Source organism: Streptomyces sp. HUAS ZL42, from assembly GCF_040782645.1.
GTDB lineage: Bacteria > Actinomycetota > Actinomycetes > Streptomycetales > Streptomycetaceae > Streptomyces.
This window is the reverse complement of record NZ_CP160403.1, coordinates 2,929,799-2,955,031: the sequence shown is the minus strand read 5'-3', so window position 1 is coordinate 2,955,031 and position 25,233 is coordinate 2,929,799. Positions and strand designations below refer to the sequence as shown.

The window sequence follows — 25,233 nt, the reverse complement described above, 5'->3', positions numbered from 1 at the left end:
CGTGGCGGTGTCCTCGAAGACATGGCGGAACAGAAGGTTGGAGCAGGGTGCACGATCACAGAACGTATGCAACCCATTGGCGGTGTTTGCGTCAAGCGACGAAGGCAGTGGCGCTCGTGCCACTGCCTTCGTGCCGCATTATTTGACTGATCGTCAGGAATAGGTCTTGCTGCCCGGGAGGCCGCCGCCCTCGCCACCGGTTCCGAAGCCGCCACCCACCGCGGCCGGGTTCATCTCCACCGTGTCCTCGCTGAGGACCGCGCCCGTTGTGCGCTTGCTGCGCCGCAGGTAGCCCTCCAGCCAGCTGGCGAAGCTGGTGAGGATGAAGTTGAGCACGATGTAGATGACCGCCACCACGATGAAGCTCTGGATCACGTTGGCGTAGTTGGCCGCCAGCGTCTGGCGGGCGTTGAGCAGCTCGGTGAACCCGATCATCACGCCGCCCAGCGCGGTGTCCTTCACGATGACCACGAGCTGGCTGACGATGGCCGGCAGCATCGCCGTGACCGCCTGCGGGAGCAGGATGCTGCTCATGGTCTGGCCCTTGCGCAGACCGATGGCGTAGGCCGCCTCGGTCTGCCCCTTGGGGAGCGCGAGGATGCCGGCCCGCACGATCTCGGCAAGGACCGCGGCGTTGTAGAGCACCAGGCCGGTGACGACCGCGTACAGGGGCCGATCCTCGCTGCTGACGCTCCCGGAGCGGGCGTAGACCTCGTTGGCGAACAGCATCAGCAGCAGCACCGGGATCGCCCGGAAGAACTCGACCACCACTGCGGCCGGGACCCGCACCCACCGATGGTCGGACATGCGCGCGATCCCGAAGAACGCGCCCAGCGGCAGCGCGATGATCATGGAGAGCGCCGCGGCCTTGAGTGTGTCCGCGAGGCCCGGCAGCAGATACGTCGTCCACGCCTCGGACGTGGTGAAGGGCTCCCACAGGGCCCACGTCAGCTGCCCCTTGTCGTCCATCGTCCGCCAGACCCACCACACCAGGAGGGCGAGCAGAAGGACGAAGACCACCGAGAGAAGCACGTTGCGCCGCTTGGCCCGGGAGCCGGGGGCGTCGTAGAGGACGGAGGTCATCGCTTCACCGCCAGTCGCTTGCTCAGCCAGCCGAGGATGAGTCCGGTGGGCAGGGTCAGTACCACGAACCCGAGGGCGAAGACCGCGCCGATGGCCAGCGTCTGGGCCTCGTTCTCGATCATCCCCTTCATCAGGTAGGCGGCCTCGGCCACGCCGATCGCGGCCGCCACGGTGGTGTTCTTGGTCAGCGCGATCAGTACGTTGGCCAGCGGGCCGATGACCGAACGGAAGGCCTGCGGCAGCACGATGAGCCGCAGGGTCTGGCTGAAGTTCAGGCCGATGGCGCGGGCCGCCTCGGCCTGGCCGAGCGGCACCGTGTTGATGCCGGAGCGGAGCGCCTCGCAGACGAAGGCCGCTGTGTAGGCGACGAAACCGAGCACCGCGAGGCGGAATCCCTGCAGTTTGAAGTCGTCGGACGCGCCCATGGTCACGCCGAAGATGTCGGCCAGGCCGAGCGAGTTGAAGACGATGATGACCGTCAGAGGGATGTTCCGCACGATGTTGACGTAGGCGGTGCCGAACCCGCGCATGAGCGGGACCGGGCTGACCCGCATCGCGGCCAGCAGGGTGCCCCAGACCAGGGAGCCGAGGGCGGAGAGGGCGGTGAGTTTCACCGTCATCCAGAACGCCCCTAGGACGTCGTAACCTTCAAGAAAGTCGAACACGATCTCCCGCGCTTCCGGGTGTGTGGCGTACGTGGAGGGCATGGCGCACCGCCGCCGTGATCGCGGCGGGCGGCGGCGCGCCCGTGGAACCCTGCGTTGCTCGGCCGGAGCCGCGCTTTACTTGACGATGTTGCCGATCTGCGGGGCCGGCTCGTTCTTGTAGTTCGCCGGGCCGAAGTTGGCGTCCACGGCCTTCTGCCAGGAGCCGTCGCTGACCATCTTCGTCAGCGCGTCGTTGATCTTGTTCAAGGTCGCGGTGTCGCCCTTCTTCACACCGATGCCGTAGTTCTCGTTGCTCAGCTTGAGGCCGGCGAGCTTGAACTGACCCTTGTACTTGTCCTGGGCGGCGAAGCCCGCGAGGATCGAGTCGTCGGTGGTCACGGCGTCCACGGCGCCGCTCTGCAGACCGGCGATGCACTCCGAGTAGCCGCTGTACTCACGCAGCTGGGCCTTCGGGGCGATGGAGTCCTTGACCTTCTGCGCCGAGGTGGAGCCGGTCACGGAACACAGCTTCTTGTCGTTGAGGTCCGTGCCTGCGGAGATGTCGGAGTTGGCCTTGACGAGCAGGTCCTGGTGGGCCAGCAGGTACGGGCCGGCGAAGTCGACCTTCTGCTTGCGCTCGTCGGTGATGGAGTAGGTGGCCGCGATGAACTTCACGTCGCCGCGGGAGAGCGCGTTCTCACGGTCGGCGCTCTTGGTCTCGACGAACTCGATCTGGTTGGGCTCGTAGCCGAGCTGCTTGGCCACGTAGGTGGCCACGTCCACGTCGAAGCCGGAGAAGGAACCGTCCGGCTCCTTCAGACCCAGACCCGGCTGGTCGTACTTGATACCGATCTTGATCTTGCCGCCGCCGTTCGTCGTCGAGCCGCTGCCGGTCTCGTCCTTGCTGTCGTCGCCGCCGCACGCGGTGGCGGTCAGGGCGAGCACGATTACGGCGGCCGAAGCGGCAGTGACCTTGCGGAGCTTCATGGGGAACATCCTTTGACTGGTGAAGATGCGGGCCGTCGGGAACGGGTGACGCAGGTCGTCAGGGTGCTGCGTGCGGTCAGTGGTGCAGGATCTTCGACAGGAAGTCCTTGGCTCGGTCGCTGCGCGGGTTGCTGAAGAACTGGTCGGGCGCAGCCTGTTCGACGATGCGGCCGTCCGCCATGAACACCACGCGGTTTGCAGCCGATCGTGCGAAGCCCATCTCGTGGGTGACGACGACCATCGTCATCCCGTCACGGGCGAGCTGCTGCATGACCTCCAGGACCTCGTTGATCATCTCCGGGTCCAGAGCCGACGTCGGCTCGTCGAAGAGCATGACCTTCGGGTCCATGGCCAGGGCCCGCGCGATGGCCACGCGCTGCTGCTGGCCGCCGGAGAGCTGCGCGGGGTACTTGTCGGCCTGGGTGCCCACGCCGACCCGGTCGAGCAGGGCGCGGGCGCTCTCCTCGGCCTTCTTCTTGTCGGCCTTGCGGACCTTGATCTGGCCCAGCATCACGTTCTGCAGCACGGTCTTGTGCGCGAACAGGTTGAAGGACTGGAAGACCATGCCCACGTCGGCACGCAGCCGGGCCAGGGCCTTGCCCTCCTGGGGCAGTGGCCTGCCGTCGATCACAATCGTGCCGGAGTCGATCGTCTCCAGCCGGTTGATGGTGCGGCACAGCGTGGACTTGCCGGACCCGGAGGGTCCGATGACCACGACGACCTCACCGCGGTCGATCGTCAGATCGATGTCCTGGAGCACGTGCAACGCGCCGAAGTGCTTGTTGACGCTCTTCAGGACGACCAGTTCGCCGGTCGCGGCCACGTCTTCCTTGGCCACCGATACTTCGGTCATCGCTCTCAGGCTCCGTCCTCCTCGGTTTCGGAGGACAGTAGTAACCCTACGCGACCAGCGTCATTACATCTGAGGGGAATCTGAGCATCACGATCCGATAGCAATCGGACACGTGTCGTAGGACTTGTGAGCAGGGCAGGTCTCGGCCGCGTAACGGAAGGTGTCCGCAACCGGAACCCACTTGACGGCGTCTTCGTCCATCAGCGTGACTGCCATGGTGCACCCGCGCGCGTACCCGCGTTTTTGTACATAACGAGACCAAACGGCCGATGAATCGGAGGGGGCCGGGATGAGACTGCTCCTCGTCGAGGACGACAACCATGTCGCCGCCGCGCTGTCCGCGGTCCTCAGGCGGCACGGTTTCGACGTCACGCACGCCCGCAACGGCGAGGAGGCCCTCCAGGCGCTGGTCCCGGAAGGCCCCGGCTTCGGCGTCGTGCTCCTCGACCTGGGCCTGCCCGACCAGGACGGCTACGAGGTCTGCGGCAAGATCCGCAAGCGCACCGGCACCCCGGTGATCATGGTCACCGCGCGGTCCGATGTGCGCTCCCGTATCCACGGCCTCAACCTCGGCGCCGACGACTACGTGGTGAAGCCGTACGACACCGGCGAACTGCTGGCCCGGATTCACGCCGTCAGCCGGCGCACCGCGCACGAGGACCCCGCCGCGGTTGCCGAGACGGCGCTGCGCCTCGGCCCCGTGCACATCGAACTGCCCACCCGGCAGGTCACCGTGGACGGCACGGTCGTCCAGCTCACCCGCAAGGAGTTCGACCTTCTCGCCCTGCTCGCCCAGCGCCCCGGCGTCGTGTTCCGCCGCGAGCAGATCATCAGCGAGGTCTGGCGCACCAGCTGGGAGGGCACCGGGCGCACCCTGGAGGTACATGTCGCATCCCTGCGTGCGAAGCTGCGCATGCCGGCCCTGATCGAAACCGTGCGCGGCGTCGGCTACCGGCTCGTCGCACCGGCCGCGTAACGGGGCGGGACGGGTTGCGCACACGTCTGCTCCCGCTGCTCATCGTCCTGATGGCGGCCGTGCTGCTCGCGCTCGGTGTCCCGCTGGCCGTCAGTGTGGCCGGGGCGCAGCAGCAGAAAGCGGTTGTCGACCGGATAGACGACACCGCGCGCTTCGCCGCACTCGCCCAGTTCGTCACCGCCGCGCCCAGCGGCCCCGCGCAGGGGTCCAACGACGAGCGCCTTGACACCCTGAGCCGCGAACTGCGGAACTACTACGACGTCTACGGCATCCGTGCCGGAATCTTCTACCGCAGCGACACCCCCATGGCGCATGCGCCGGCGGACTGGTTCCTCCCCGCGACGGGTGAGGTGCGGGATGCGTTCGAGGAGGCGTTCCTCAGCCGCCGCAGCCACGATCCGAAGCAGGTATGGCCCTGGCAGCGCGGCCGCCTGATCGTCGCGTCGCCCGTCATCCGGGACGGCGACGTCGCCGCGGTCGTCGTCACCGACTCGCCCACCGGGCAGATGCGGTCACGGATCCTGCACGGCTGGCTGGTCATCGCCGCCGGTGAGGCCGCAGCGATGCTGCTGGCCGTGGGCGCCGCACTGCGCCTGACGGGATGGGTGCTCAGGCCGGTGCGCGTCCTGGACGCCACCACGCACGACATCGCCACCGGGCGCCTGAAGTCCCGGGTCGCGGTGGCCAGCGGTCCGCCGGAACTCAGACGGCTGGCCCGGTCGTTCAACGAGATGGCGGACAACGTCGAGGACGTGCTGGAGCAGCAGCGCGCCTTCGTCGCCGACGCCTCGCACCAGCTGCGCAACCCGCTCTCGGCGCTGCTGCTGCGCATCGAACTGCTCGCCCTCGAACTCCCGGAGGGCAACGAGGAGATCGCCTCCGTCCAGACGGAGGGCAAGCGCCTCGCACAGGTCCTGGACGACCTGCTCGACCTTGCGCTGGCCGAGCACACCGAGGCCGACCTGCGGATCACCGACATCGGCGCGCTGACCGCCGAGCGTGTCGCGGCCTGGGCGCCCACCGCCGGGGCCAAGGGCGTACGGCTGGTCGGCGACTGCCCGCCCACCACCGCCTGGGCCGACCCGGTCACGCTGTCCAGCGCCCTGGACGCGGTGATCGACAACGCCGTGAAGTTCACCCCCGAGGGCAAGAGCGTCGAGGTGACGGTCGACTCCGACGGCGAGACGTCGACCGTCGTCGTCACCGACCACGGCCCCGGCCTCACCGACGAGGAACTCATCCGCGTCGGCGACCGCTTCTGGCGCAGCGGCCGCCACCAGAACATCAAGGGCTCGGGCCTCGGCCTGTCCATCTCACGGGCGCTGCTCGCGGCGGGTGGGGGTTCGATCTCGTACGACCGTCACGAGCCGAACGGACTGCGGGTGACGGTGTCCGTGCCGAGGTCACCGGGGTCGTAGGACGCCGGTTTGCTACGGCTTGACGGACCGGTAGTAGCGCTGCGCGCCCTCGTGCAGCGGGAGTGGGTCGGTGTAGATCGCCGTGCGCAGGTCGACCAGTTGCGCGGAGTGGACGTGCGAGCCGATGTCGTCACGGCTCTTGATCACGATCCGGGTCACCCACTCGGTGAGCCTCGGGTCCATGTCCTCGCGAGTGATCAGCAGGTTGGACACCGCGATCGTCGGCACGGTGGTTCCGTTCTGGATGGTGGGGTAGGCCGACTCCGGCATGTTGGTGGCGCGGTAGTAGCCGGTGGCGTCGTCCTCGTCGTGCAGCTTGGCGACGAGGGCGGCGTCGATAGGGATGAACCGGAAGGTGAAGGTGTCCGCCAGATCCTGGATCCCGGCCGTCGGCACCCCGCCGGACCAGAAGAACGCGTCGATCTCGCCCCGCGCGAGCTCGTCGGGTCCGGTGTCGATGCCCTTGGACATGGGGGTGATGTCCTTTTCCGGGTCCAGGCCTGCCGCCTTGAGCACCCGGTTGGCGATCAGCCGCACCCCCGAGCGGGGCAGCCCGGTGGCCACGCGTTTGCCCCGCAGGTCGGCGACGGACCTGATGTCGGAGTCGCGCGGGACGAGGATCTGGACGTAGTCGTCGTACAGGCGGGCCACCCCGCGCAGCCGGCCGGCGCCGGACTTGTGGTGCAGTTCGAACGTCTCGACCGCGTCGGCCGCGGCGATGGTGAAGTCGGCCTCGCCGGTCGCCACGCGCTCGACGTTCTCCTGTGAACCGTTGCTGGTCCTCAGCGTCACCTTCAGGTCCGGCATGTCCTTGCCCAGCTCGTTGCGCAGAAGGCTGCCGTACTCCTGGTAGACCCCGGCCTGTGACCCCGTGCTGAAGGTGATCGTCCCACTCGGCGGCTCCTCGCCCAGCGGCAGCAGCCACCACAGCAGCAGCCCGAGGACCACGAAGCCGGCGGCCGCGCCCTCCAGGGCCCGGCGCCTGCTGAGACGGGGGAGCACTCTGGACATGCGCGCGATCCTGCCAGGCCGTACGGCGTGCTGACCAGGCCGGGTCACGGGACGGAGAGGGCGGGGAGTGTCAGTGGCGGTGGCTACAGTCGCCCCATGAGCTCCTCGCCCGCCGACCTGGTCCGTGAATTCCACCTCGCCTTCGGGCTCGACGCCCGCACCAGACCGACCGAGGTGTCGCCCGCCCTGGCCGCCCACCGCGGTGAACTGCTCGCGGAGGAGGCAGCGGAGGTCGCCGAGGTGTCGGTGGGTGGCCCGCTTGATCGGCTCGCGCACGAACTGGCGGATGTCGTCTATGTCGCGTACGGCACGGCGCTCGTTCACGGCATCGACCTCGACGCGGTGATCGCCGAGATCCACCGCTCCAACATGACCAAGCTGGGCCCCGACGGCCAGGTCGCCCGCCGGGCCGACGGCAAGGTGCTCAAGGGGGACCACTACGAGGTCCCTGACGTGACCGGCGTACTGCGCCGCCAGGGATGGGTCCCCGACGGCGCAGTCTGACTCCGGTCGCTACGGGGTGCCGCCCGCCAGCCTCCACTCCCGGTGCAGCGAGCCCAGCGGGACGTCCCGCTGGAACAGCGGCGTACCGAAGATCGACAGCTGGATGCGCAGGGTCCCGCGCAGGTCGACGCCGCCGTACACCGCCCAGGAGGCGCCGGCCTTCTTGGCCGTGCCGACCGTGCCCGACGCCTCCGCGCGCACGTAGGGTGCCAGGTCGGCGGCGACGCCCACGGTGCCGTACAGGCCGACACCGGCCTCCGCACCGAGCGCCGCCTTCGCCTGCCCGGCGGTGGTCACGGAGGCTCGCACCGGCGTGCTCGTCATGTGGGCTTCGCTGACCGGAGTCCATCCCTGGGCGGGCCCGAAGGTGCCGCCGGCCTTGAAATCGCCCTTGAGGCTCTGCTCCACGTCGACGGTGACGCTGCCGTCGCCGCTGAGCTGGATGTAGCAGGTCAGGTCGAGGTTGACGACGACGGGAACGGGTCCGACCTGGAGCACCGGGTCGGCGTGCAGCTTCGCGAAGGGGATCCGCAGCGGGGCGCCGGTCGAGGCGGCGGCGCGGCCCTTGAGCGACCAGCCCGAGGTCCAGTCGCCGGACACGGCGAGGTACGCCGACGCGGGTGCGGAGTCGCTGCCCTCACCGCCGTACCGGAAGTCGACCTCGGGGGCGACCTGGACGAACCCGGAGACGGACGCGGCCGCCGACACGGGCGCGCCGTCGGGCGTCGGCACCTCGGCCCGCACATCGAGCCGCAGACTGCCGAGCGGCACCTCGGCGCCCTCCGGCCCGAAGTGGACGTCGCCCGTCCTCGCCCAGGAGAGGTCCACATCGGGCAGCAGTCTGTCCACGTCGAAGGCGGCGGGGTCGACGGGGACCGTGCCCTTCGCGGTGTCGTCGCCGAGCAGGGCGTTGAGGGTGGCCGGTTCGGTCTGCACCGCCGTGCCCTCGTCGGTCTCGCCGAGCACCTTCGTGACCTTGGCGAGGAGCCCCTACGGAGCTCCGGGAGCGGGGACGCTGGCGATGACGTCGCCGACGGCGGTGCGCCGGGCTGTCCCTGTGGGGCCGGGCGACGGTGACACCGTGGGGCCGTCGGTGGCGCCGGGCGACGGTGACGAACCCGGCTTGTCCCTGGACGAGATGACGGCACGTCGGGTCTTGCTGTCGTACGAGCTCACGGCGAGCGTCGTCCTGTGGGCCCGGCCGCCGGAGCTGCCCGGGCTCGCGGTCGCCGTCGCGGTGCCGCCGGCGGGCGCGGCCGCGACGGCGAGCGAACGGTCCGCGGTGCCTGCGGAGGGGTTCGAGCGGCGGGTGTCATGACCTGTCCCTCCCGCCGAGTCGTCGGCCCGGCCGGAGGGAGAGGAGCAGCCCGCCGCGAGGAAGAGGGCGGTCGCGGCCAATGCGGGCAGGAGGGCACGTCCGTGCCTCATGCGTCTGCGCAAGGTCAGTCCTGGAGTGTGGGGGGTGAAGAGGGAGGACCGGCGAGTGGAGAATTCCGTACTGGCCGGTAACAAGGCATGAGCATGGCACGCCTGTCACAGCGGGCCCTCAGGTTCCGGCCACGTCCTGGTGTGACGTGCGCCACGGCCGGGCGGCCATGGCATGCCGTGTTGCGATCTTCCAGGAGCCGTCTTTCGCTGAAAGAAGCAGCTGCTCCGAAGCGGGTGATCGTGCCGCGCCCCAGGAGGACGTATGGAGGAGGCACGCGGCGCCGGGGGAGTCGTTCGGAGAAACGTGTGGTGGTGGTTTCTGATCGCCGGAGGGCTGGAGGCCATCGCCTACCTCCTCGTCACCGCCCCGGTGCGCAATCTGTTCTCCCCGATGCTGGCGGCCGCGGCCACCCTCGCGATCCTCGTGGGCATCCGCCGGAGCCGGCCACGCCCGGCCGGACCGTGGTGTCTGTTCGCCGCCGGTATCGGGCTGCTCGCCGCGGGAGACTGGATCTTCGGCAGCTTCCAGGTCGCCGGAACGGAGGTGCCCGTACCCTCCGTGGCCGACGCGCTCTACCTGGCCGGCTACGTCGTCCTCGCCACGGGCCTGCTCAGACTGGGGCCCGCACCGGCCAGCGGCATGCGCTGGGCACCCCTGCTGGACGCGGGGATCATCACGCTGGGGATGTCGACGGTGACCTGGACGTTCGTCGTCGTCCCCTACCTGGGCAGCCACCTGTCCGCGCTGCCGCTGGCGGTTTCGCTGGCCTATCCACTGGCCGATCTGGTGCTGTTGTGCATGGCCGCCAGGCTGGTGCTCACCACGGGGGTGCGCTCGGTCTCGTTGGCGCTGTTCACCCTGTGGGTGTCCGCCACGCTCGCCGCCGACGCCCTGTATTACTCCACGCTGGCCGCCACCGGCACCCCGATCGCCGCGGACCTCTCCGACATCCTGTGGGGGGCCGCGTACGCGGCCGTCGGCGCGGCCGCCCTGCATCCGTCGATGGCCGGGACGACCCGGCTGGTTCCGCAGTGCCAGGAGCGGCTCTCGCGCTCCCGCATGGCGGTACTCATCCTGCTGGCCCTGCTGGGACCCACGCTCGTGATCGCCGTCGGCGATGTGCGCGATCACCCTGTGCACGCCGCCATCGTCTCCGGCATCGTCGCGGCGCTGACCCTCCTGCTGGTGCTGCGCATCATGCTTCTCGCACGATTCGCCGAAGCCCGGGCCGACGAGGCCAAGGTGCGCGCCCGCGTGGCGGAGGACGCCCTGCGTGAGCAGGCCTCGCTGCAACGGCAGCTCGCCCACCAGGCGTTCCACGACGCGCTCACCGGTCTGGCCAACCGGGCCCTGTTCTCCGAACGGCTGGAACACGCCCTCGGCCGCGCCTCGACGGCCCGCGACACCGCCCTCCTGGTGATCGACCTCGACCACTTCAAGGACATCAACGACAGCCTCGGCCACCCCGTCGGTGACGAACTCCTCATCACCGTCGGCCAGCGGCTCCTGGGCGCCGCGCGACGGAACGACACCGTCGCCCGTATGGGCGGAGACGAGTTCGCCATCCTCGCGGAGGATCTGCGGGACACTTCCGCCACGAGCTACGCGCAACGCTTTCTGGACCGGTTCAAGGATCCCTTCGTCCTGTCCGGCCACCGCACCGTCTTCGTCACCGCGAGCATCGGCGTCATCGCCATCACCGAACCGGCCACACCCAACGACGTGCTGCGTGACGCGGACATCGCCCTCTACGAGGCCAAGGACCTCGGCCGCAACCGTGTGGTCCTGTTCGAGCCCGCCATGAGCCGGGCACAGCAGGACCACGCCCGCATCGCCCAGGACCTGCGCCACGCCCTGACCAGCAACGAACTCGAACTGCACTATCAGCCGGTCGTCGACCTGACCACCACAGAGATCACCGGCGTCGAGGCACTGCTGCGCTGGCAGCAGCCCGGCCGCCCCGAAACCCCGCCGGAGGTGTTCGTCCCCATCGCCGAGGAGACGGGCCTCATCGTCCCCATCGGTACCTGGGCCCTGCGCGAGGCCTGCCGCCAGGGACAGCGCTGGCACGGCATCCTGCCCGGACACCGGGCCATCGGCGTCGCGGTCAACGTCTCGGGCCGCCAGCTCAAGGACCACCGCTTCCCGAACACCGTCCGGCAGGTCCTGGCGGAAACCGGCTTCCCCGCCACCTCCCTCGTCCTGGAGATCACCGAGAGCACGCTGATCGCCGACGCCGAGACCGCTTCCGAACGCATGCGCACGCTGCGCGAGCTCGGCGTCCGCATCTCCATCGACGACTTCGGCACCGGCTACTCCTCACTGGCCTACCTGCGCGACCTCCCCGTCGACATCGTCAAGATCGACCAGAGCTTCGTTCTCAGAGGAGGCGCCGACGTCAGCAACAGCCTCATCCAGGCCATCCTCGACCTCGGCCACGCCCTCGGCCTGGACGTCGTCGCGGAGGGCATCGAGACTCCGGACCAGGCCGAGCGTCTCCGGGTTCTGGGCTGTCCGCACGGCCAGGGCTTCTACTTCTGCCGGCCCATGTCCTCCAAGGCGCTGGAGTCCTACCTCGCCACCGAGGCGACCCTCGCACCCTCCGGCTGAACGGACCGCTTCGCGGCCGCGTCCTTGAGGAAGGACCAGCAGCAGCGACCGGGCCCGGCAGTGGACGTCGACGTACCCGAGAGCTACGAAATCCGCACCGACGGGTGGTGACTTTCACAAACGCCCGGGAGCCTTCTGACCTGCTGCGATGGGTCCGAGCCCGCTACCGGGAGGCCGCATCGTGCCGGCGTTCACGCCTGTCGTGCCGGAGGCCCGGTCGGCGGAGGTGTTCGAAGGCGCTGGGGACAGTGGGCCGAGGAGTGACAGCGGCCGTGGGGGCCGGCGAAGAGGGGCGCGCTGGCTTGGCAAGGCGACATGCCCTTGCTGTTCCGTTCGGGGCCGACGGTCAGGCGCTTGGCCGAACCTCGGCCGTTCATGGCGGCAGCGCCACCCCCGGGAGCGCGAGGATGCGGCTGACAGGCGACATGAACCGCGAGCGTCGGGAGACACCCACTTGTGACCGTCCACAACGAATCCCATGGTGCCGAGGCAGCCGAGGAGTCGTACGCGAACGAGGTACCGCTCAGTCGCAGGCGGCCCGGCAATGTCGTGGTGAAGTGGCTGACGACCACCGATCACAAGACGATCGGCACGCTCTATCTGGGGACGTCGTTCGCGTTCTTCCTGGTCGGTGGCGTGATGGCTCTGGTCATGCGCGCCGAGCTGGCCCGGCCGGGCCAGCAGATCGTCTCGAACGAGCAGTACAACCAGGCGTTCACGATGCACGGCCTGATCATGCTGCTGATGTTCGCGACGCCGCTGTTCGCCGGCTTCACGAACTGGATCATGCCGTTGCAGATCGGCGCGCCCGACGTGGCGTTCCCGCGGCTGAACATGTTCGCCTACTGGCTGTACCTGTTCGGCTCGCTGATCGCGGCGGCCAGCTTCCTCACCCCGCAGGGCGCCCCCGACTTCGGCTGGTTCATGTACACGCCCCTGTCGGGCGCGGTCCGCTCGCCGGGCATCGGCGCCGACATGGGCATCATGGGTCTGGCCTTCTCCGGTTTCGGTACCATCCTCGGCGCGGTCAACTTCATCACCACGATCATCTGCATGCGCGCACCGGGCATGACCATGTTCCGCATGCCGATCTTCTGCTGGAACGTGCTGCTGACGGCCGTGCTGGTCCTGTTGGTCTTCCCGGTCCTGGCGGCCGCGCTGTTCGCCCTGGAGGTGGACCGCAAGTTCGGCGCCCATGTGTTTGATTCCGCCAACGGCGGAGCCCTGCTGTGGCAACACCTCTTCTGGTTCTTCGGCCACCCGGAGGTGTACATCATCGCGCTGCCGTTCTTCGGCATCATCTCCGAGGTCATCCCGGTCTTCTCCCGCAAGCCCATGTTCGGCTACATGGGTCTGATCGGCGCCACCATCGCGATCGCCGGTCTGTCCGTGACCGTGTGGGCCCACCACATGTATGTCACCGGTGGTGTGCTGTTGCCGTTCTTCTCCTTCATGACCTTCCTGATCGCGGTCCCGACCGGTGTGAAGTTCTTCAACTGGATCGGCACCATGTGGAAGGGCTCGCTGTCCTTCGAGACGCCGATGCTGTGGGCGACCGGCTTTCTCGTCACGTTCCTCTTCGGCGGCCTGACCGGGGTGATCCTGGCCTCGCCGCCGATGGACTTCCACGTCTCCGACTCGTACTTCGTGGTGGCGCACTTCCACTACGTCGTCTTCGGCACCGTGGTCTTCGCGATGTTCTCCGGCTTCCACTTCTGGTGGCCGAAGTTCACCGGCAAGCTGCTCGACGAGCGCCTCGGCAAGATCACCTTCTGGACGCTGTTCGTCGGCTTCCACTCCACGTTCCTGGTCCAGCACTGGCTGGGCGCCGAGGGCATGCCGCGCCGGTACGCCGACTACCTGGCAGCCGACGGCTTCACCGCCCTGAACACGATCTCGACGATCAGCTCGTTCCTGCTGGGCCTGTCGATCCTGCCGTTCCTCTACAACGTGTGGAAGACGGCGAAGTACGGCAGGCCGGTCGGCGTCGACGACCCGTGGGGCTACGGCCGCTCGCTCGAGTGGGCGACCTCCTGCCCGCCGCCGCGGCACAACTTCCTCACCCTGCCGCGGATCCGCAGCGAATCCCCGGCGTTCGACCTGCACCACCCCGAGATCGCCCAACTCGAGTACGAGGCCCAGCGCAGCACACGGGACACGATGGAAACGCCGGGATCCGAAAGCGGCCGGCCTTGACAGCGTCGAGCCGTCGAGGAGCCCCGCTGGACAGGCAGGGCGGCGCACTCGCCAACGAGGTCGAGGGCTACCTTCTGGCGCAAGCAGAGCGAGAGCAGGCGCAGCGCGAGGCCGAAGTGCTCTGCGCGCGCCTGCCCTGGCTCACGACCGGTCAGGCCGAAGACCTCACCCGGCACTACACCGAGCAACGCCTCGGCCTGACCCGGCAGGCGCTCCAGGCCACCGCCGACCGGGCCGAGCGCCTGCGCGGCGAGTACGAGGCCCGCTACGCAGCATTGCGGCGCACCCTGCTCAGGCGGCATGCCGCCTGCGCCTGCCTGCTGGTGGCGTTCTCCGCAGCGGCCGGTGCAGCAGGCTCTCTGCCGGCCCGCTGATCGCGCAGCGGCACCTCAGGTCATGGCGTGAGCCCCTTGCTCTGCGAAGACGTGGGGCCGTTCCTCAGGTGAGGGGTGCAGCCCGACCGGCGCCCAGCAGGCAGACCGAGACCGCAGACACAGTGCAGGGCACGCCCGCAGCAGCACGAATTGATGCGGGTTCAGTCAGGGGAGACTGCTCCGGCGCCCAGGGTTCGCCGTCCAGGACCCCGTCGAAGTCACGTCCTCGGCTCACGGGACGTACTCGTGCGGCATCCACTCCTTGAACACCCCCAGGTGGCGGTTGAGTTCGCGCTCGACCACCTCCTCCAGCGCGTGGAGGAGTCGCGCGTCCGTCCACGTGGTGCGTCGGGCGGAACTGGACGGGGAGGTGGTGGCCACGGAGAAACCGGCCTCTCGCTGCGGGGACTGAACCTACGGTTCCGTAAGTTATGTGGCCGCGCGGTGGCTCCGCTGGGGCCGTTCGACCCTACTGGCGCGTACGGGGTATGTGGGTCGGCGCGCGTTCCGGGTGCTCCGACCCTGCTCCCGGTCTGGGGGATCGGGAGCCCGCAGAGGGAGGGTGCACCCGGCCGCGGCGCCAGGAAACCACCAGGTGGGACTGGGGCGAAAGGGTCGAACGGCCCTGTCGGCTGGGGCCGGACGGCGGCGGGACGGTGGTGCAACACTGGTGCGCCTTCCGGCGTCTTCGGCGCGGCCGCTGTCGCGGCGGCCGGTCCGCCCGGCCGTGCGCGTGCGCCGCGCGTCATCGTCCGGCTTGGGCGCGGCCGCTGGGGAAGGCGCGTTCAGGTCTGTCCGGCAGGAGCCGCAATCATGCTTCGACAGGAGACGCCCCCATGCCTCGTCCGCTGTATCCGCCTCGACTCAGGGTGTACGCCGGCTGCGTCTGCGCTCTGGCCACGGCCGCCGCGGTGGTGTCCTTCATCCGCGGCGGATGGGTGGGGATCGTCTGGGTCCTTCTGGCCGGGCTTGCCTCCAACATGACCTGGTACTACGCGCGCCGAGGCGGGGGCACGGCCGGGAACGGGACCGGCACCCGGGCCAGGGTCGTCATCCGCAGGCCCGGACCCGGGGGAGGAACCGCGCCGGCGTCCCTCGGCTGTGAGGGTGGCGGCGCGTGCGGTGTCTGCGTGAAGACGACGTCGAAGGAGCCCCGCTGACGACCGCCGGGCACGGGAGGGTGATGCGAGGGATACCTCAGGGAGAGGGCCGGCTCTTGAGCACCACCAGAAGCGACGAATTCGACGAGTACCACGCGCTCCTCGCGCGGCAGGACGCGATGCGGCTGCGTCAGCAACTGCGTTCCCCGGCACGGCTGCCATCCTTGGCGTCCGCCGCACCGCAGGAAGCCGGACGCTCCTACGACGGGAGTGCCGACCAGCAGACGATCATCCGGTACCTGCCGCTGGTGACCCCCTTCAGCGACCTCATCGCGCACCTCTACGAGGCCATGTTCGAGCGGCATCCGTATCTGCGCGGGCTGTTCCCCGACTCGTTGGAGTTCCAGCGGGCCCATCTGGAGCGGGCCTTCTGGTATCTGATCGAACACCTGGACCGGCCCGACGACGTGGTCGCCTTCTGCGCCCGGCTGGGCCGCGACCACCGCAAGCTGGGAGTGCGGCCCGTGCACTACGAGGTGTTCGAGACCGCGCTCGCCGAGGCGCTGCGCCGGAGCGCGGGCGAGCGGTGGACCGGTGACCTGGAGCGGGCGTGGCTGGGGATGCTGCGGTTCGCCGTCGCGGCCATGGTGGACGGAGCGGACGAAGCCCTGGCAGAGCCTCCGTACTGGAACGGAACGGTGACGGAACATCAGCTGTGCCGTCCGGACCTCGCCGTCCTCCGCGTCCGCACCGCGGAGCCGTATCCCTACCGGGCCGGGCAGTACGCGAACCTCCAGTCCCCGCTGCTGCCGCACGCATGGCGGCCGTACTCCCTCGCCCGCGCGCCCCGCCCGGACAGGGAGCTGGAGTTCCACATCCGCCGCACCGGCTCCGGCGGCGTGAGCGAGGCGCTGGTGTCCCATACCCGCGTCGGCGACCCGCTGCGCCTGGGACCCGCGCGGGGGTCCATGACACTCGACGACGGACTGACGAGGGGCGTGCTGATCGTGGCAGGCGGCACCGGATGGGCCACCGCCAAAGCACTGCTGGAAGAGCTGACCGTACGCCGTCCGCCCGGCCGAGGCGTGCACCTGTTCCTCGGCGCTCGCACGCTGGACGAGGTGTACGACAGGGCCGCCCTGGCCGAGCTTGCGAAGAAGGGCCGCCCGTGGCTGCGTGTCGTCCCTGTGCTCGGCGCGGGCACCGTGGCCGCCGAGGACGGCTCGGTGGCCGACGCGGTGGCCCGGCTCGGCGACTGGTCCCGGCACCTCGTCGCCTACGTGAGCGGCCCGCCCGCCATGGTCAGCGCCACGGTGCGGCGGCTGACCGCCATGAACCTGCCCGCCGACCGGATCCGCCACGACCCGGTCGGCGGCACGGTACCTCTTCCCCCCTGCCCGGCGATCACCGATCAGTGACCGACGCCCGCGAAGGAGCCCCTGCGAACAACACCTCCACCCACCGAATTCGCACCGGGGGCTGTTCGCGCCATCGTCGTCGGCGGAGGGATCTCCGGCCTCGCCGCCCGTCCACCGGCTCACCGGGACGGGCATGCACGTGACCCTGCTGGAGGTATCGGGACGGCTGGGCGGCAAGCCGCGCGCCGGGCAGATTGCCGGCACGCCGGTGGACCTGGTGCGAAGCCCCCGTTCGCGCTGAGCCCGGCAGCGGTGCACCCCGGCGCGTGCCGTCGGCCTCGGGGACCGGCTGCGGCGGCCGCCACCACGGCCGCCGCCGGGCACGCTGCACCCCATGCGCGAGACGGCTCAGGACCCTCGCTCTGTCGTCTTCTGCCGAGGCTCGTAAGTGGGCCGTCGAAGAAGGTCCGGCATTCGGCTGTGCCCAGAACCCAGGGCGCGGGCGGGCATGGGGCACCGGTGAAGGAAGCGCTGAGCACAGGGCCCTCGACAGCACCTACCCTTGACCCATGACCAGCAGCAGCGACCGGAGCCCGGCAGTGGACGTTCGATCATCCAAGACATACGAAATCCGTACCTACGGGTGCCAGATGAACGTCCACGATTCCGAGCGATTGTCCGGACTGCTGGAGGAAGCCGGTTACGTGCGTGCGCCCGAGGGGTCGGACGGCGACGCGGACGTGGTGGTCTTCAACACCTGCGCGGTACGGGAGAACGCCGACAACCGGCTGTACGGCAACCTCGGCCGCCTCGCACCGAAGAAGGCCGTGCGACCGGGCATGCAGATCGCGGTCGGCGGCTGTCTGGCGCAGAAGGACCGGGACACCATCGTGAAGAAGGCGCCCTGGGTGGACGTCGTCTTCGGCACGCACAACATCGGCAAGCTGCCGGTGCTGCTCGAGCGTGCCCGCGTGCAGGAAGAGGCCCAGGTCGAGATCGCCGAGTCGCTCGAGGCCTTCCCCTCCACGCTGCCCACCCGCCGCGAGAGCGCCTACGCGGCCTGGGTCTCCATCTCCGTCGGCTGCAACAACACGTGCACCTTCTGCATCGTCCCGGCGCTGCGCGGCAAGGAGAAGGACCGCCGCACCGGCGACATCCTCGCCGAGATCGAGGCCCTGGTCGCCGAGGGCGTCTCCGAGATCACGCTGCTCGGGCAGAACGTGAACGCGTACGGCTCCGACATCGGAGACCGTGAGGCGTTCAGCAAGCTGCTGCGGGCCTGCGGCACCATCGAGGGCCTGGAGCGCGTCCGCTTCACGTCCCCGCACCCGCGCGACTTCACGGACGACGTGATCGCCGCCATGGCCGAGACGCCGAACGTGATGCCCCAGCTGCACATGCCGCTGCAGTCCGGCTCGGACACGGTCTTGAAGGCGATGCGCCGCTCCTACCGGCAGGAGCGTTACCTCGGGATCATCGAGAAGGTCCGCGCGGCCATCCCGCACGCCGCGATCACCACCGACATCATCGTGGGCTTCCCCGGCGAGACCGAGGAGGACTTCGAGCAGACCCTGCACGTGGTGCGCGAGGCGCGGTTCGCGCAGGCGTTCACCTTCCAGTACTCCAAGCGGCCCGGCACCCCGGCGGCGACCATGGAGAACCAGATCCCCAAGGAGGTCGTCCAGGCGCGTTACGAGCGTCTCGTCGCCCTCCAGGAGGAGATCTCCTGGGAGGAGAACAAGAAGCAGGTCGGCCGCACGCTCGAACTCATGGTCGCCGAGGGCGAGGGCCGCAAGGACGGCGTCACCCACCGGCTCTCCGGCCGTGCCCCCGACAACCGCCTGGTCCATTTCACCAAGCCGGAGCAGGAGGTGCGCCCCGGCGACGTCGTCACGGTCGAGATCACGTACGCCGCCCCGCACCACCTCCTCGCCGAGGCCGCCGTCCTGGACGTGCGCCGCACGCGCGCGGGGGACGCCTGGGAGAAGCGGAACGTCGAGAAGGCGGCCGCGCCTGCGGGCGTGATGCTCGGCCTGCCGAAGATCGGCGTCCCCGAGCCGCTGCCCGTCGCCACGGGCAGCGCCTGCGGCTGCGACTGACGCTCCTGCCGAAGGCCCCCGGGGTTACCCTGCCGATCATGCTTGTCGCCGCAGCAGTCTGCCCCTGCCCGCCTCTCCTCGTGCCCGAGGTCGCCGCGGGCGCCGCGCCCGAGCTGGACGCAGCGCGTGCCGCCTGCACGGACGCGCTGGGCGTGCTCGCTGCCGCCCGGCCGGACCGGCTGGTGGTGGTCGGGCCCGCCGAACAGAGCGGACGTGGGCCCTATCCGCAGGGTGCGCGGGGCTCGTTCCGGGGCTTCGGCGTGGATCTCGATGTGACGCTGGGCCCGGAGGAGGGCGCAGACGCGGCATCCGAGCGGGAGCTGCCGCCCTCGCTCGCGGTGGCCGCGTGGCTGCTGGGGCGGACCGGCTGGTCCGATGCCCCGATCGTGGGACTCGGCGTGGGGGAACCTCTCGAGGCCGAGCGGTGTATCGAAGTCGGAAGGGAAATCGGCGGACGGGCCGGGCGGGTGGCACTGCTGGTGATGGGCGACGCCAGCGCGTGCCGGACGCTGAAGGCGCCGGGCTACCTCGACGAGCGGGCGGCGCCCTTCGACGCGGAGGTCGCGCGTGCGCTGGGTGAGGCGGACATCGCGGCGGTCAAAGCGCTCGACGCCGGGCTGGCTCACGAGCTGAAGGCGTCGGGCCGGGCTCCCTGGCAGGTGCTCGCGGGCGCCGCCGAGGACACGGGGCTCTCCGGCGCGCTGCTGTACGAGGACGCGCCGTACGGCGTGGGATACCTGGTCGCGACGTGGTCGTAGGCCGGCCCGGACCGCATCCGGGGGCGTCGACGGCCGTGTCGTACAGCCGGTGAAACGGCGGACGGCCGCGAGTCGTCGTGCTTCGCGGCCGTCCGCCGATCGATGTGCCCTTCAGGAAGCCGGCGGTGGGGAGTCCGGCGGCGTGAAGGTGTCGCCACCCGCTGAGGTGTCGCCCTTGTGCGCGAGGCGGTCCATGGCGCCCTTGGCCTTGCCGGTGCCCGTATGGATCCTGTCGCTGTACTTGCCCTTGGTCTTCTCGTCGACGACCTTGGCGGCCTTGTCCAGGCCGTGTGTGATCTTGCCCCCGTGCTGTTGCGCGAGGTCCGAGACCTTGTCCTTGGCCGGGGAGAGCTTGGCCTTCAAATTGTGCAAAAGACCCATGGGTCACCTTCCCTCGCGGGTCCACTCACGTGCGGGCGCCCTCGCCGGCCTCACTGTCGGCCGCCTCCTCGGCGGACTGCTGCTTCGGGATGTCCACGGCCTCGGCAGCGGCTTCCGCGACGGCCTCCGTCGCTTCCTCCACCGCGTCCTCGGACTCCGCCGACCCCTTCGCCTGCCCCGCCTCCGCGGGCTCGTCCGTCACACCGTCCCCCGCCGTGGGCGGGGCCGCCGGTGTGGCGGTCTGTGCCTCGGCGGTTGACGCCTCCTCCGTCGCCTTCGACCTCCGGAGAAGTCGCGCAAAAACGCCCATATCCACTCCATATGCTACTCGTGCGGACGAAATCCCGCGTCGCCCGGTGCGTCCGTTTGCGTCACCCGGCTCGCCGCGTCTGCGAAACGGCGGCGGAAACCTCGCAACGGGCAACGACCCCCGACCCGCTTCGTCACGTAACTCGTTCGAGGCCGGGGTGCGAGGTTTGGGACACTGATGCGGTGAGCAGCGCACCTTCCGCCCCCCGTGTCATCGCCGTCGTCGGACCCACCGCGGCCGGAAAGTCCGATCTGGGCGTCTTCCTGGCCCGGCAGCTCGGCGGCGACGTCGTCAACGCCGACTCCATGCAGCTCTACCGAGGGATGGACATCGGCACCGCCAAGCTGACGCCCGAGGAACGCGGCGGGGTCCCGCATCATCTCCTGGACATCTGGGACGTGACCGTCACGGCGTCCGTCGCCGAGTACCAGCGGCTCGCGCGGGAGCGGATCGACGCGCTGCTCGCCGAGGGGCGCTGGCCGATCCTGGTCGGCGGCTCCGGGCTGTACGTCCGCGGGGCCGTCGACAACCTGGAGTTCCCCGGTACCGACCCCGAGGTCCGGGCCCGGCTCGAGGAGGAGCTCACGCTGCGTGGCTCCGGCGCGCTGCACGCCCGGCTGGCCGCCGCCGATCCCGAGGCCGCGCAGGCGATCCTGCCCAGCAACGGCCGCCGTATCGTCCGGGCCCTCGAAGTGATCGAGATCACCGGCAAGCCCTTCACTGCCAACCTCCCGGGCCACGACTCCGTCTACGACACGGTCCAGATCGGCGTCGACGTGGCCCGCCCCGAGCTCGACGAGCGCATCGCCCGACGGGTCGACCGGATGTGGGACGCCGGGCTGGTGGACGAGGTCCGCGCACTGGAGGCCCAGGGGTTGCGCGAAGGGCGTACGGCGTCGCGCGCGCTCGGCTACCAGCAGGTGCTCGACGCGCTCGCCGGGGAGTGCACGCAGGAGGAGGCGCGCGCGGAGACCGTCCGGGCCACCAAGCGCTTCGCGCGCCGTCAGGATTCGTGGTTCAGGCGCGATCCGCGGGTGCACTGGTTGAGTGGGGCTGCGGCGGACCTCACAGAACTTCCGCAGCTCGCGCTGGCGTTGGTCGCCCGACCGGTTACAGCCTGATCACGTCATTGCATCGGGACGCCCAGGCCGCCGTCCGGGCCTCCGACACCGTGCCATCATCGAGCTTCGATCGACCAAGTGGAGTCCGAGTTGGGAGGGCGCGTGGCGATGGAGGCCGGCCCTCGCGACACCGCAGAAGGCACCGAGTCAGTCACCACCGGCAGTGCTGAGCCGGAGCGGGGTGACGAGCGTCTGAGCCCCGACGGGCCGGACGACACCCAGGGTGGCGTCACCGACGACGGGCCCGAGCCCGAGGAGATGTTCGCGGGTGGCCCCGAGGTCGAGGTCGAGCTGCGCCCGCAGCGCCGGCTGCGCATCTGGCAGCTCGCTCCCATCGTGGCCCTGGCCGCGACCGGCTCCCTGATGTTCGCCTTCCCGCTGGCCTTCGACTTCGGAGACAGCGGGGCGGTGATCGCCATGCTGGGGCTGCTGATCTGCTCCTGTGCGGCGGGCTGGGGCATGATGGCCGCGCGCCGGGTGGGGTACACCTGGCCGGGCCTGCCCCCGCGCGGCTCCGGGCGCCGCCCGGACTGGCGGGTCGTACTGGCGTACGCCGTGATGGTCGCCGCTGTGGTGGTGCTGGCCGTGTGGCGGGTCGCCCGCCTGCGCTGACGCCGGTGCGCGACGGGTTGTCGTACCCACCCCGTACGATCGAGGAATGAGCACGCGGATCGCCTTCCTCAAGGGTCACGGCACCGAGAACGACTTCGTGATCGTCCCGGACCCGGAGAACGCCATCGACCTGCCCCCGGCCGCGGTGGCCGCCCTGTGCGACCGCCGTGCGGGCATCGGCGGTGACGGACTGCTGCACGTCGTGCGGTCCGCGGCGCACCCCGAGGCCCAGGACATGGCGGCCGAGGCCGAGTGGTTCATGGACTACCGCAATGGCGACGGCTCGATCGCGGAGATGTGCGGCAACGGCGTGCGGGTGTTCGCGCGCTACCTCCAGCGCGCCGGGCACGTGGGGGAGGGCGACCTCGCGGTCGCCACGCGCGGGGGCGTGAAGACCGTGCACATCGCGAAGACCGCATCCCACGGCGGCTCCACCGCGGGCGACATCACCGTCGGCATGGGCAAGGCACGCCTCCCCGAAGGGGACGTCACGGTGAGCGTGGGCGAGCGCAGCTGGCCCGCGCGGAACGTGAACATGGGCAACCCCCACGCGGTCGCCTTCGTGGACGATCTCACACACGCCGGGGACCTGTTCTCCGCCCCGCCCTTCAGCCCTGCCTCCGCCTACCCGGACGGGGTCAACGTCGAGTTCGTCGTCGATCGCGGCCCCCGGCACGTCGCGATGCGCGTGCACGAGCGCGGCGCCGGCGAGACCCGCTCGTGCGGCACGGGCGCGTGCGCCGTCGCCGTGGCGGCCGCGCGGCGGGACGGTGCCGACCCGACGGCCACCGGGACTCCGGCGACGTACACCGTCGACGTCCTGGGCGGCCGTCTGGTGATCACCGAGCGGCCCGACGGCGAGATCGAGATGACCGGCCCCGCGGTGATCGTCGCCGAGGGCGAGATCGACGCGGAGTGGCTGGAAACGTCGGTTCGCTGACGGGAGCGAAAGCTTCGTATCGGAGGTCCGGGCGGCCGAGTCGTGAGCAAGGCAACCCCCGGGTCTGGATGCGGGTTTCGAGAGTGCGGCTGACTCCATGTCACATGGCGCAAAACCGTAAACCCCCAAAGCGTCGCTCGAATGGGTGATCCGTTTCACGCTCGGGGAGAGGCGGTCAGTCGCGCGTGGTGGGCTCGGTAGCATCAAGCACCGGCCCGGACGGGGGACCGTTGCCACCCCCTGAGCCGTGTCCGCCATGGGCACTCCGTCCGCCGGTCCACGCAGCCGGAGGTGCCCATGAGTGCGGAGGCCACGAATCCTGCGACCCCAGGTCCAGTAGTGGAAGCTGTGACGCCTGCGGTGCCCCGCAGGAAGGCCCGGGCCAGGATCGACCTGCGCCGACTGGGCAGGGCCGCCCTGCTCGGCTCCGCCTCCCGCGACCGGCTGCCCGACGCGATCGGACACGTCGTCGACGCCCACCGCGCCCACCACGCCGACGCCGACATCGAACCGCTGCGCCGGGCCTACGTCCTGGCCGAGTCCTCGCACCGCGGCCAGATGCGCAAGAGCGGCGAGCCGTACATCACGCATCCCCTGGCCGTGACCCTGATCCTCGCCGAACTGGGCGCGGAGACCACCACCTTGACGGCCTCTCTGCTGCACGACACCGTCGAGGACACCGACGTGACGCTCGATCAGGTCCGCGAGCAGTTCGGCGAGGAGGTCCGTTACCTCGTCGACGGTGTCACCAAGCTGGAGAAGGTCGACTACGGCGCGGCAGCCGAGCCGGAGACCTTCCGCAAGATGCTCGTCGCCACCGGCAGCGACGTCCGCGTGATGTCGATCAAACTCGCGGACCGGCTGCACAACATGCGCACCCTCGGCGTGATGCGCCCGGAGAAGCAGGCGCGCATCGCCAAGGTCACCCGCGACGTCCTCATCCCGCTCGCCGAACGGCTCGGCGTCCAGGCGCTCAAGACCGAACTGGAGGACCTCGTCTTCGCGATCCTCCACCCCGAGGAGTACGAGCACACGCGCGGGCTGATCGTCGACAACGCCTCCCGCGCGGACGACCCGCTCGCCGAGATGGCCGACGAGATGCGCACGGTCCTGCGTGACGCCGGGATCCAGGCGGAAGTCCTCATCCGGCCGCGGCATTTCGTCTCCCTGCACCGCGTCGCCCGCAAGCGGGGCCGACTGCGCGGCGCCGACTTCGGCCGTCTGCTGGTGCTGGTCAACGACGACGCCGACTGTTACGCCGTCCTCGGCGAACTGCACACCTGTATGACGCCCGTCGTCTCGGAGTTCAAGGACTTCATCGCCGTCCCCAAGTTCAACCTGTACCAGTCGCTGCACACGGCGGTCGCCCGCGAGGACGGCCAGGTCGGCGAAGTCCTCATCCGCACCCACCAGATGCACAAGGTCGCCGAGGCCGGCGTCGTCGCGCTCGGCAATCCCTACGCTCCGCCTTCGGAGGAGCCCGTCGACGGCGAGCGCGCGGACCCCACCCGGCCCGGCTGGCTCTCCCGCCTCCTCGACTGGCAGGAGGCCGCGCCCGACCCCGACACGTTCTGGTCGACCCTGCGCGAGGACCTGGCCCAGGACCGCGAGATCACCGTCTTCCGGCCCGACGGCGGCACGCTGGGCCTGCCCGAGGGAGCGACCTGTGTGGACGCCGCGTACGCGCAGTACGGCGAGGACGCGCACGCGTGCATCGGCGCCCGCGTCAACGGCCGCCTGGCGACGCTGAGCACCGTCCTGCGGGACGGCGACACCGTCCAGCTCCTCATGGGCCAGGACCCCGCCTCGGAGCCGTCCCGGGAGTGGCTGGAGCACGCCCACACACCGGCCGCACGGATCGCCATCCAACGGTGGATCGCGGCCCACCCGGCGCACGACGAACCGCAGGAGACCGAGGCCGCCGAGGGCGGTGGCGCGTCACCCGTGGCCCTGCGTCCCCTTGGCGACGGCCCCGTCGGCCGGCACGACGCCGCGAACGTCGTCCTCGACCGACCGGGTGCCACCGTACGGCTCGCCGGCTGCTGCACTCCCGTCCCGCCGGACGAGGTCACCGGCTTCACCGTGCGCGGGGGAGTGGTGACCGTCCACCGCGTCGAGTGCGCCGCGGTGGGACGGATGAAGGAAGCGGGGCGCGCGGAGGTCGGCGTGAGCTGGGGCGACACCGCCGAGTGCCGGGTCACCCTGGTCGCCGAATCGTTCGGGCGCGCTCATCTCCTCGCGGACCTCACGGAAGCGATGGCCCTGGAGGGCGCGGAAATCGTCTCGGCGACCGTCGAACCCCCGAGCCAGCAGCGCGTACGCCACACCTACACCGTCCAACTCCCGGACGCGGCCCACCTGCCCGCCCTGATGCGCGCGATGCGGAACGTGCCGGGGGTGTACGACGTGAGCCGGGCGCAGACGCCGGGGAGATAGCCGCGGGCAACGCCGGGCACACCCGCGAAC

Annotated in this window: 23 protein-coding genes and 2 pseudogenes; 16 read left to right on the top strand and 9 right to left on the bottom strand. The window is 70.2% G+C overall.

The window, feature by feature from the left end:
* Positions 1–153: 153 nt before the first annotated feature.
* From ABZO29_RS13515 to ABZO29_RS13500, 4 genes are all read right to left on the bottom strand, one after another.
* On the bottom strand, positions 154–1,083 hold the full coding sequence (locus ABZO29_RS13515) for an amino acid ABC transporter permease (protein ID WP_367320435.1): 930 nt from the start codon (positions 1,081–1,083) through the stop codon (positions 154–156).
* A complete protein-coding gene (locus ABZO29_RS13510; protein ID WP_367326125.1) occupies positions 1,080–1,748 on the bottom strand; it encodes an amino acid ABC transporter permease in 669 nt (222 codons plus the stop codon). Before ABZO29_RS13510 ends, ABZO29_RS13515 begins: the two co-directional genes overlap by 4 nt.
* Before the next feature lie 117 nt (positions 1,749–1,865).
* Positions 1,866–2,717, bottom strand: coding sequence for a glutamate ABC transporter substrate-binding protein (locus ABZO29_RS13505; RefSeq protein WP_367320434.1), 852 nt, complete (start codon positions 2,715–2,717; stop codon positions 1,866–1,868).
* Positions 2,718–2,793: 76 nt separating this feature from the next.
* Positions 2,794–3,570 (bottom strand): amino acid ABC transporter ATP-binding protein, encoded by a 777-nt coding sequence (locus tag ABZO29_RS13500; protein WP_367320433.1) that lies wholly within the window; start codon positions 3,568–3,570, stop codon positions 2,794–2,796.
* 289 nt (positions 3,571–3,859) lie between these two features.
* Between ABZO29_RS13500 and ABZO29_RS13495 the strand changes: the two genes are divergently transcribed.
* Positions 3,860–4,546 carry a response regulator transcription factor gene (locus ABZO29_RS13495; protein WP_367320432.1) on the top strand — a complete coding sequence of 229 codons (687 nt, stop codon included), beginning with the start codon at positions 3,860–3,862 and terminating at the stop codon, positions 4,544–4,546.
* Positions 4,547–4,560: 14 nt separating this feature from the next.
* Positions 4,561–5,964: an ATP-binding protein gene (locus ABZO29_RS13490; protein ID WP_367320431.1), complete on the top strand. Its 1,404-nt coding sequence runs from the start codon at positions 4,561–4,563 to the stop codon at positions 5,962–5,964.
* 12 nt (positions 5,965–5,976) lie between these two features.
* Here the strand turns inward: ABZO29_RS13490 and ABZO29_RS13485 are convergent, their stop codons facing one another.
* Positions 5,977–6,975, bottom strand: coding sequence for a TAXI family TRAP transporter solute-binding subunit (locus ABZO29_RS13485; RefSeq protein WP_367320430.1), 999 nt, complete (start codon positions 6,973–6,975; stop codon positions 5,977–5,979).
* Between the two features lie 96 nt (positions 6,976–7,071).
* Between ABZO29_RS13485 and ABZO29_RS13480 the strand changes: the two genes are divergently transcribed.
* A complete protein-coding gene (locus tag ABZO29_RS13480) occupies positions 7,072–7,479 on the top strand; it encodes a MazG nucleotide pyrophosphohydrolase domain-containing protein (protein ID WP_367320429.1) in 408 nt (135 codons plus the stop codon).
* Positions 7,480–7,488: 9 nt separating this feature from the next.
* Here the strand turns inward: ABZO29_RS13480 and ABZO29_RS13475 are convergent, their stop codons facing one another.
* Positions 7,489–8,445: a hypothetical protein gene (locus ABZO29_RS13475; RefSeq protein WP_367320428.1), complete on the bottom strand. Its 957-nt coding sequence runs from the start codon at positions 8,443–8,445 to the stop codon at positions 7,489–7,491.
* A 55-nt stretch (positions 8,446–8,500) separates the two neighbouring features.
* Here ABZO29_RS13475 and ABZO29_RS13470 point away from each other — a divergent pair, with 55 nt between their 5' ends.
* The 4 genes from ABZO29_RS13470 to ABZO29_RS13455 all read left to right on the top strand — a co-directional run bounded on the left by ABZO29_RS13470 (position 8,501) and on the right by ABZO29_RS13455 (position 14,088).
* Positions 8,501–8,797, top strand: a complete 297-nt coding sequence (locus ABZO29_RS13470) for a hypothetical protein (protein ID WP_367320427.1) — start codon at positions 8,501–8,503, stop codon at positions 8,795–8,797.
* 372 nt (positions 8,798–9,169) lie between these two features.
* A complete protein-coding gene (locus tag ABZO29_RS13465; protein WP_367320426.1) occupies positions 9,170–11,518 on the top strand; it encodes a putative bifunctional diguanylate cyclase/phosphodiesterase in 2,349 nt (782 codons plus the stop codon).
* 456 nt (positions 11,519–11,974) lie between these two features.
* Complete coding sequence (ctaD, locus tag ABZO29_RS13460) at positions 11,975–13,714, top strand: cytochrome c oxidase subunit I (protein ID WP_367320425.1); 1,740 nt, start codon at positions 11,975–11,977, stop codon at positions 13,712–13,714.
* On the top strand, positions 13,711–14,088 hold the full coding sequence (locus tag ABZO29_RS13455) for a hypothetical protein (RefSeq protein WP_367320424.1): 378 nt from the start codon (positions 13,711–13,713) through the stop codon (positions 14,086–14,088). Before ctaD ends, ABZO29_RS13455 begins: the two co-directional genes overlap by 4 nt.
* Before the next feature lie 160 nt (positions 14,089–14,248).
* Here ABZO29_RS13455 and ABZO29_RS13450 read toward each other — a convergent pair.
* Positions 14,249–14,469, bottom strand: a pseudogene (locus ABZO29_RS13450) (acyl-ACP desaturase); the annotation flags it as partial.
* A gap of 455 nt (positions 14,470–14,924) precedes the next feature.
* Between ABZO29_RS13450 and ABZO29_RS13445 the strand changes: the two are divergent.
* The 5 genes and pseudogenes from ABZO29_RS13445 to ABZO29_RS13425 all read left to right on the top strand — a co-directional run bounded on the left by ABZO29_RS13445 (position 14,925) and on the right by ABZO29_RS13425 (position 19,403).
* Positions 14,925–15,248, top strand: coding sequence for a hypothetical protein (locus tag ABZO29_RS13445; RefSeq protein ID WP_367326426.1), 324 nt, complete (start codon positions 14,925–14,927; stop codon positions 15,246–15,248).
* Between the two features lie 56 nt (positions 15,249–15,304).
* On the top strand, positions 15,305–16,606 hold the full coding sequence (locus ABZO29_RS13440) for a globin domain-containing protein (RefSeq protein ID WP_367320423.1): 1,302 nt from the start codon (positions 15,305–15,307) through the stop codon (positions 16,604–16,606).
* Positions 16,607–16,678: 72 nt separating this feature from the next.
* A pseudogene (locus ABZO29_RS13435) lies at positions 16,679–16,823 on the top strand (NAD(P)-binding protein); the annotation flags it as partial.
* Between the two features lie 292 nt (positions 16,824–17,115).
* Positions 17,116–18,645 (top strand): tRNA (N6-isopentenyl adenosine(37)-C2)-methylthiotransferase MiaB, encoded by a 1,530-nt coding sequence (miaB, locus tag ABZO29_RS13430; RefSeq protein ID WP_367320422.1) that lies wholly within the window; start codon positions 17,116–17,118, stop codon positions 18,643–18,645.
* 38 nt (positions 18,646–18,683) lie between these two features.
* Positions 18,684–19,403 (top strand): class III extradiol dioxygenase subunit B-like domain-containing protein, encoded by a 720-nt coding sequence (locus tag ABZO29_RS13425; protein ID WP_367320421.1) that lies wholly within the window; start codon positions 18,684–18,686, stop codon positions 19,401–19,403.
* Positions 19,404–19,514: 111 nt separating this feature from the next.
* On the opposite strand, the gene ABZO29_RS13420 is transcribed toward ABZO29_RS13425, so the two are convergent.
* Positions 19,515–19,784: an antitoxin gene (locus tag ABZO29_RS13420; protein WP_367320420.1), complete on the bottom strand. Its 270-nt coding sequence runs from the start codon at positions 19,782–19,784 to the stop codon at positions 19,515–19,517.
* 25 nt (positions 19,785–19,809) lie between these two features.
* Entirely contained in the window at positions 19,810–20,094 is a 285-nt protein-coding gene (locus ABZO29_RS13415) for a hypothetical protein (protein WP_367320419.1), read from the bottom strand.
* 182 nt (positions 20,095–20,276) lie between these two features.
* Here ABZO29_RS13415 and miaA point away from each other — a divergent pair, with 182 nt between their 5' ends.
* From miaA to ABZO29_RS13395, 4 genes are all read left to right on the top strand, one after another.
* Entirely contained in the window at positions 20,277–21,215 is a 939-nt protein-coding gene (gene miaA, locus ABZO29_RS13410; RefSeq protein WP_367320418.1) for a tRNA (adenosine(37)-N6)-dimethylallyltransferase MiaA, read from the top strand.
* Positions 21,216–21,323: 108 nt separating this feature from the next.
* Positions 21,324–21,827 (top strand): hypothetical protein, encoded by a 504-nt coding sequence (locus ABZO29_RS13405; RefSeq protein WP_367326124.1) that lies wholly within the window; start codon positions 21,324–21,326, stop codon positions 21,825–21,827.
* Positions 21,828–21,873: 46 nt separating this feature from the next.
* Complete coding sequence (gene dapF / locus ABZO29_RS13400) at positions 21,874–22,767, top strand: diaminopimelate epimerase (protein ID WP_367320417.1); 894 nt, start codon at positions 21,874–21,876, stop codon at positions 22,765–22,767.
* A gap of 297 nt (positions 22,768–23,064) precedes the next feature.
* Positions 23,065–25,203, top strand: coding sequence for a bifunctional (p)ppGpp synthetase/guanosine-3',5'-bis(diphosphate) 3'-pyrophosphohydrolase (locus tag ABZO29_RS13395; protein WP_367320416.1), 2,139 nt, complete (start codon positions 23,065–23,067; stop codon positions 25,201–25,203).
* Positions 25,204–25,233 lie beyond the last annotated feature (30 nt).

What these genes read in the sequence shown, in the direction of transcription:
- ABZO29_RS13515 (WP_367320435.1), bottom strand. Translation starts at nt 1,083, where the DNA reads ATGACCTCCGTCCTCTACGACGCCCCCGGCTCCCGGGCCAAGCGGCGC.
- ABZO29_RS13505 (WP_367320434.1), bottom strand. Translation starts at nt 2,717, where the DNA reads ATGAAGCTCCGCAAGGTCACTGCCGCTTCGGCCGCCGTAATCGTGCTC.
- ABZO29_RS13500 (WP_367320433.1), bottom strand. Translation starts at nt 3,570, where the DNA reads ATGACCGAAGTATCGGTGGCCAAGGAAGACGTGGCCGCGACCGGCGAA.
- ABZO29_RS13495 (WP_367320432.1), top strand. Translation starts at nt 3,860, where the DNA reads ATGAGACTGCTCCTCGTCGAGGACGACAACCATGTCGCCGCCGCGCTG.
- ABZO29_RS13485 (WP_367320430.1), bottom strand. Translation starts at nt 6,975, where the DNA reads ATGTCCAGAGTGCTCCCCCGTCTCAGCAGGCGCCGGGCCCTGGAGGGC.
- ABZO29_RS13480 (WP_367320429.1), top strand. Translation starts at nt 7,072, where the DNA reads ATGAGCTCCTCGCCCGCCGACCTGGTCCGTGAATTCCACCTCGCCTTC.
- ABZO29_RS13470 (WP_367320427.1), top strand. Translation starts at nt 8,501, where the DNA reads ATGACGTCGCCGACGGCGGTGCGCCGGGCTGTCCCTGTGGGGCCGGGC.
- ABZO29_RS13465 (WP_367320426.1), top strand. Translation starts at nt 9,170, where the DNA reads ATGGAGGAGGCACGCGGCGCCGGGGGAGTCGTTCGGAGAAACGTGTGG.
- ABZO29_RS13445 (WP_367326426.1), top strand. Translation starts at nt 14,925, where the DNA reads ATGCCTCGTCCGCTGTATCCGCCTCGACTCAGGGTGTACGCCGGCTGC.
- miaB (WP_367320422.1), top strand. Translation starts at nt 17,116, where the DNA reads ATGACCAGCAGCAGCGACCGGAGCCCGGCAGTGGACGTTCGATCATCC.
- ABZO29_RS13425 (WP_367320421.1), top strand. Translation starts at nt 18,684, where the DNA reads ATGCTTGTCGCCGCAGCAGTCTGCCCCTGCCCGCCTCTCCTCGTGCCC.
- ABZO29_RS13420 (WP_367320420.1), bottom strand. Translation starts at nt 19,784, where the DNA reads ATGGGTCTTTTGCACAATTTGAAGGCCAAGCTCTCCCCGGCCAAGGAC.
- ABZO29_RS13415 (WP_367320419.1), bottom strand. Translation starts at nt 20,094, where the DNA reads ATGGGCGTTTTTGCGCGACTTCTCCGGAGGTCGAAGGCGACGGAGGAG.
- ABZO29_RS13405 (WP_367326124.1), top strand. Translation starts at nt 21,324, where the DNA reads ATGGAGGCCGGCCCTCGCGACACCGCAGAAGGCACCGAGTCAGTCACC.
- dapF (WP_367320417.1), top strand. Translation starts at nt 21,874, where the DNA reads ATGAGCACGCGGATCGCCTTCCTCAAGGGTCACGGCACCGAGAACGAC.
- ABZO29_RS13395 (WP_367320416.1), top strand. Translation starts at nt 23,065, where the DNA reads ATGAGTGCGGAGGCCACGAATCCTGCGACCCCAGGTCCAGTAGTGGAA.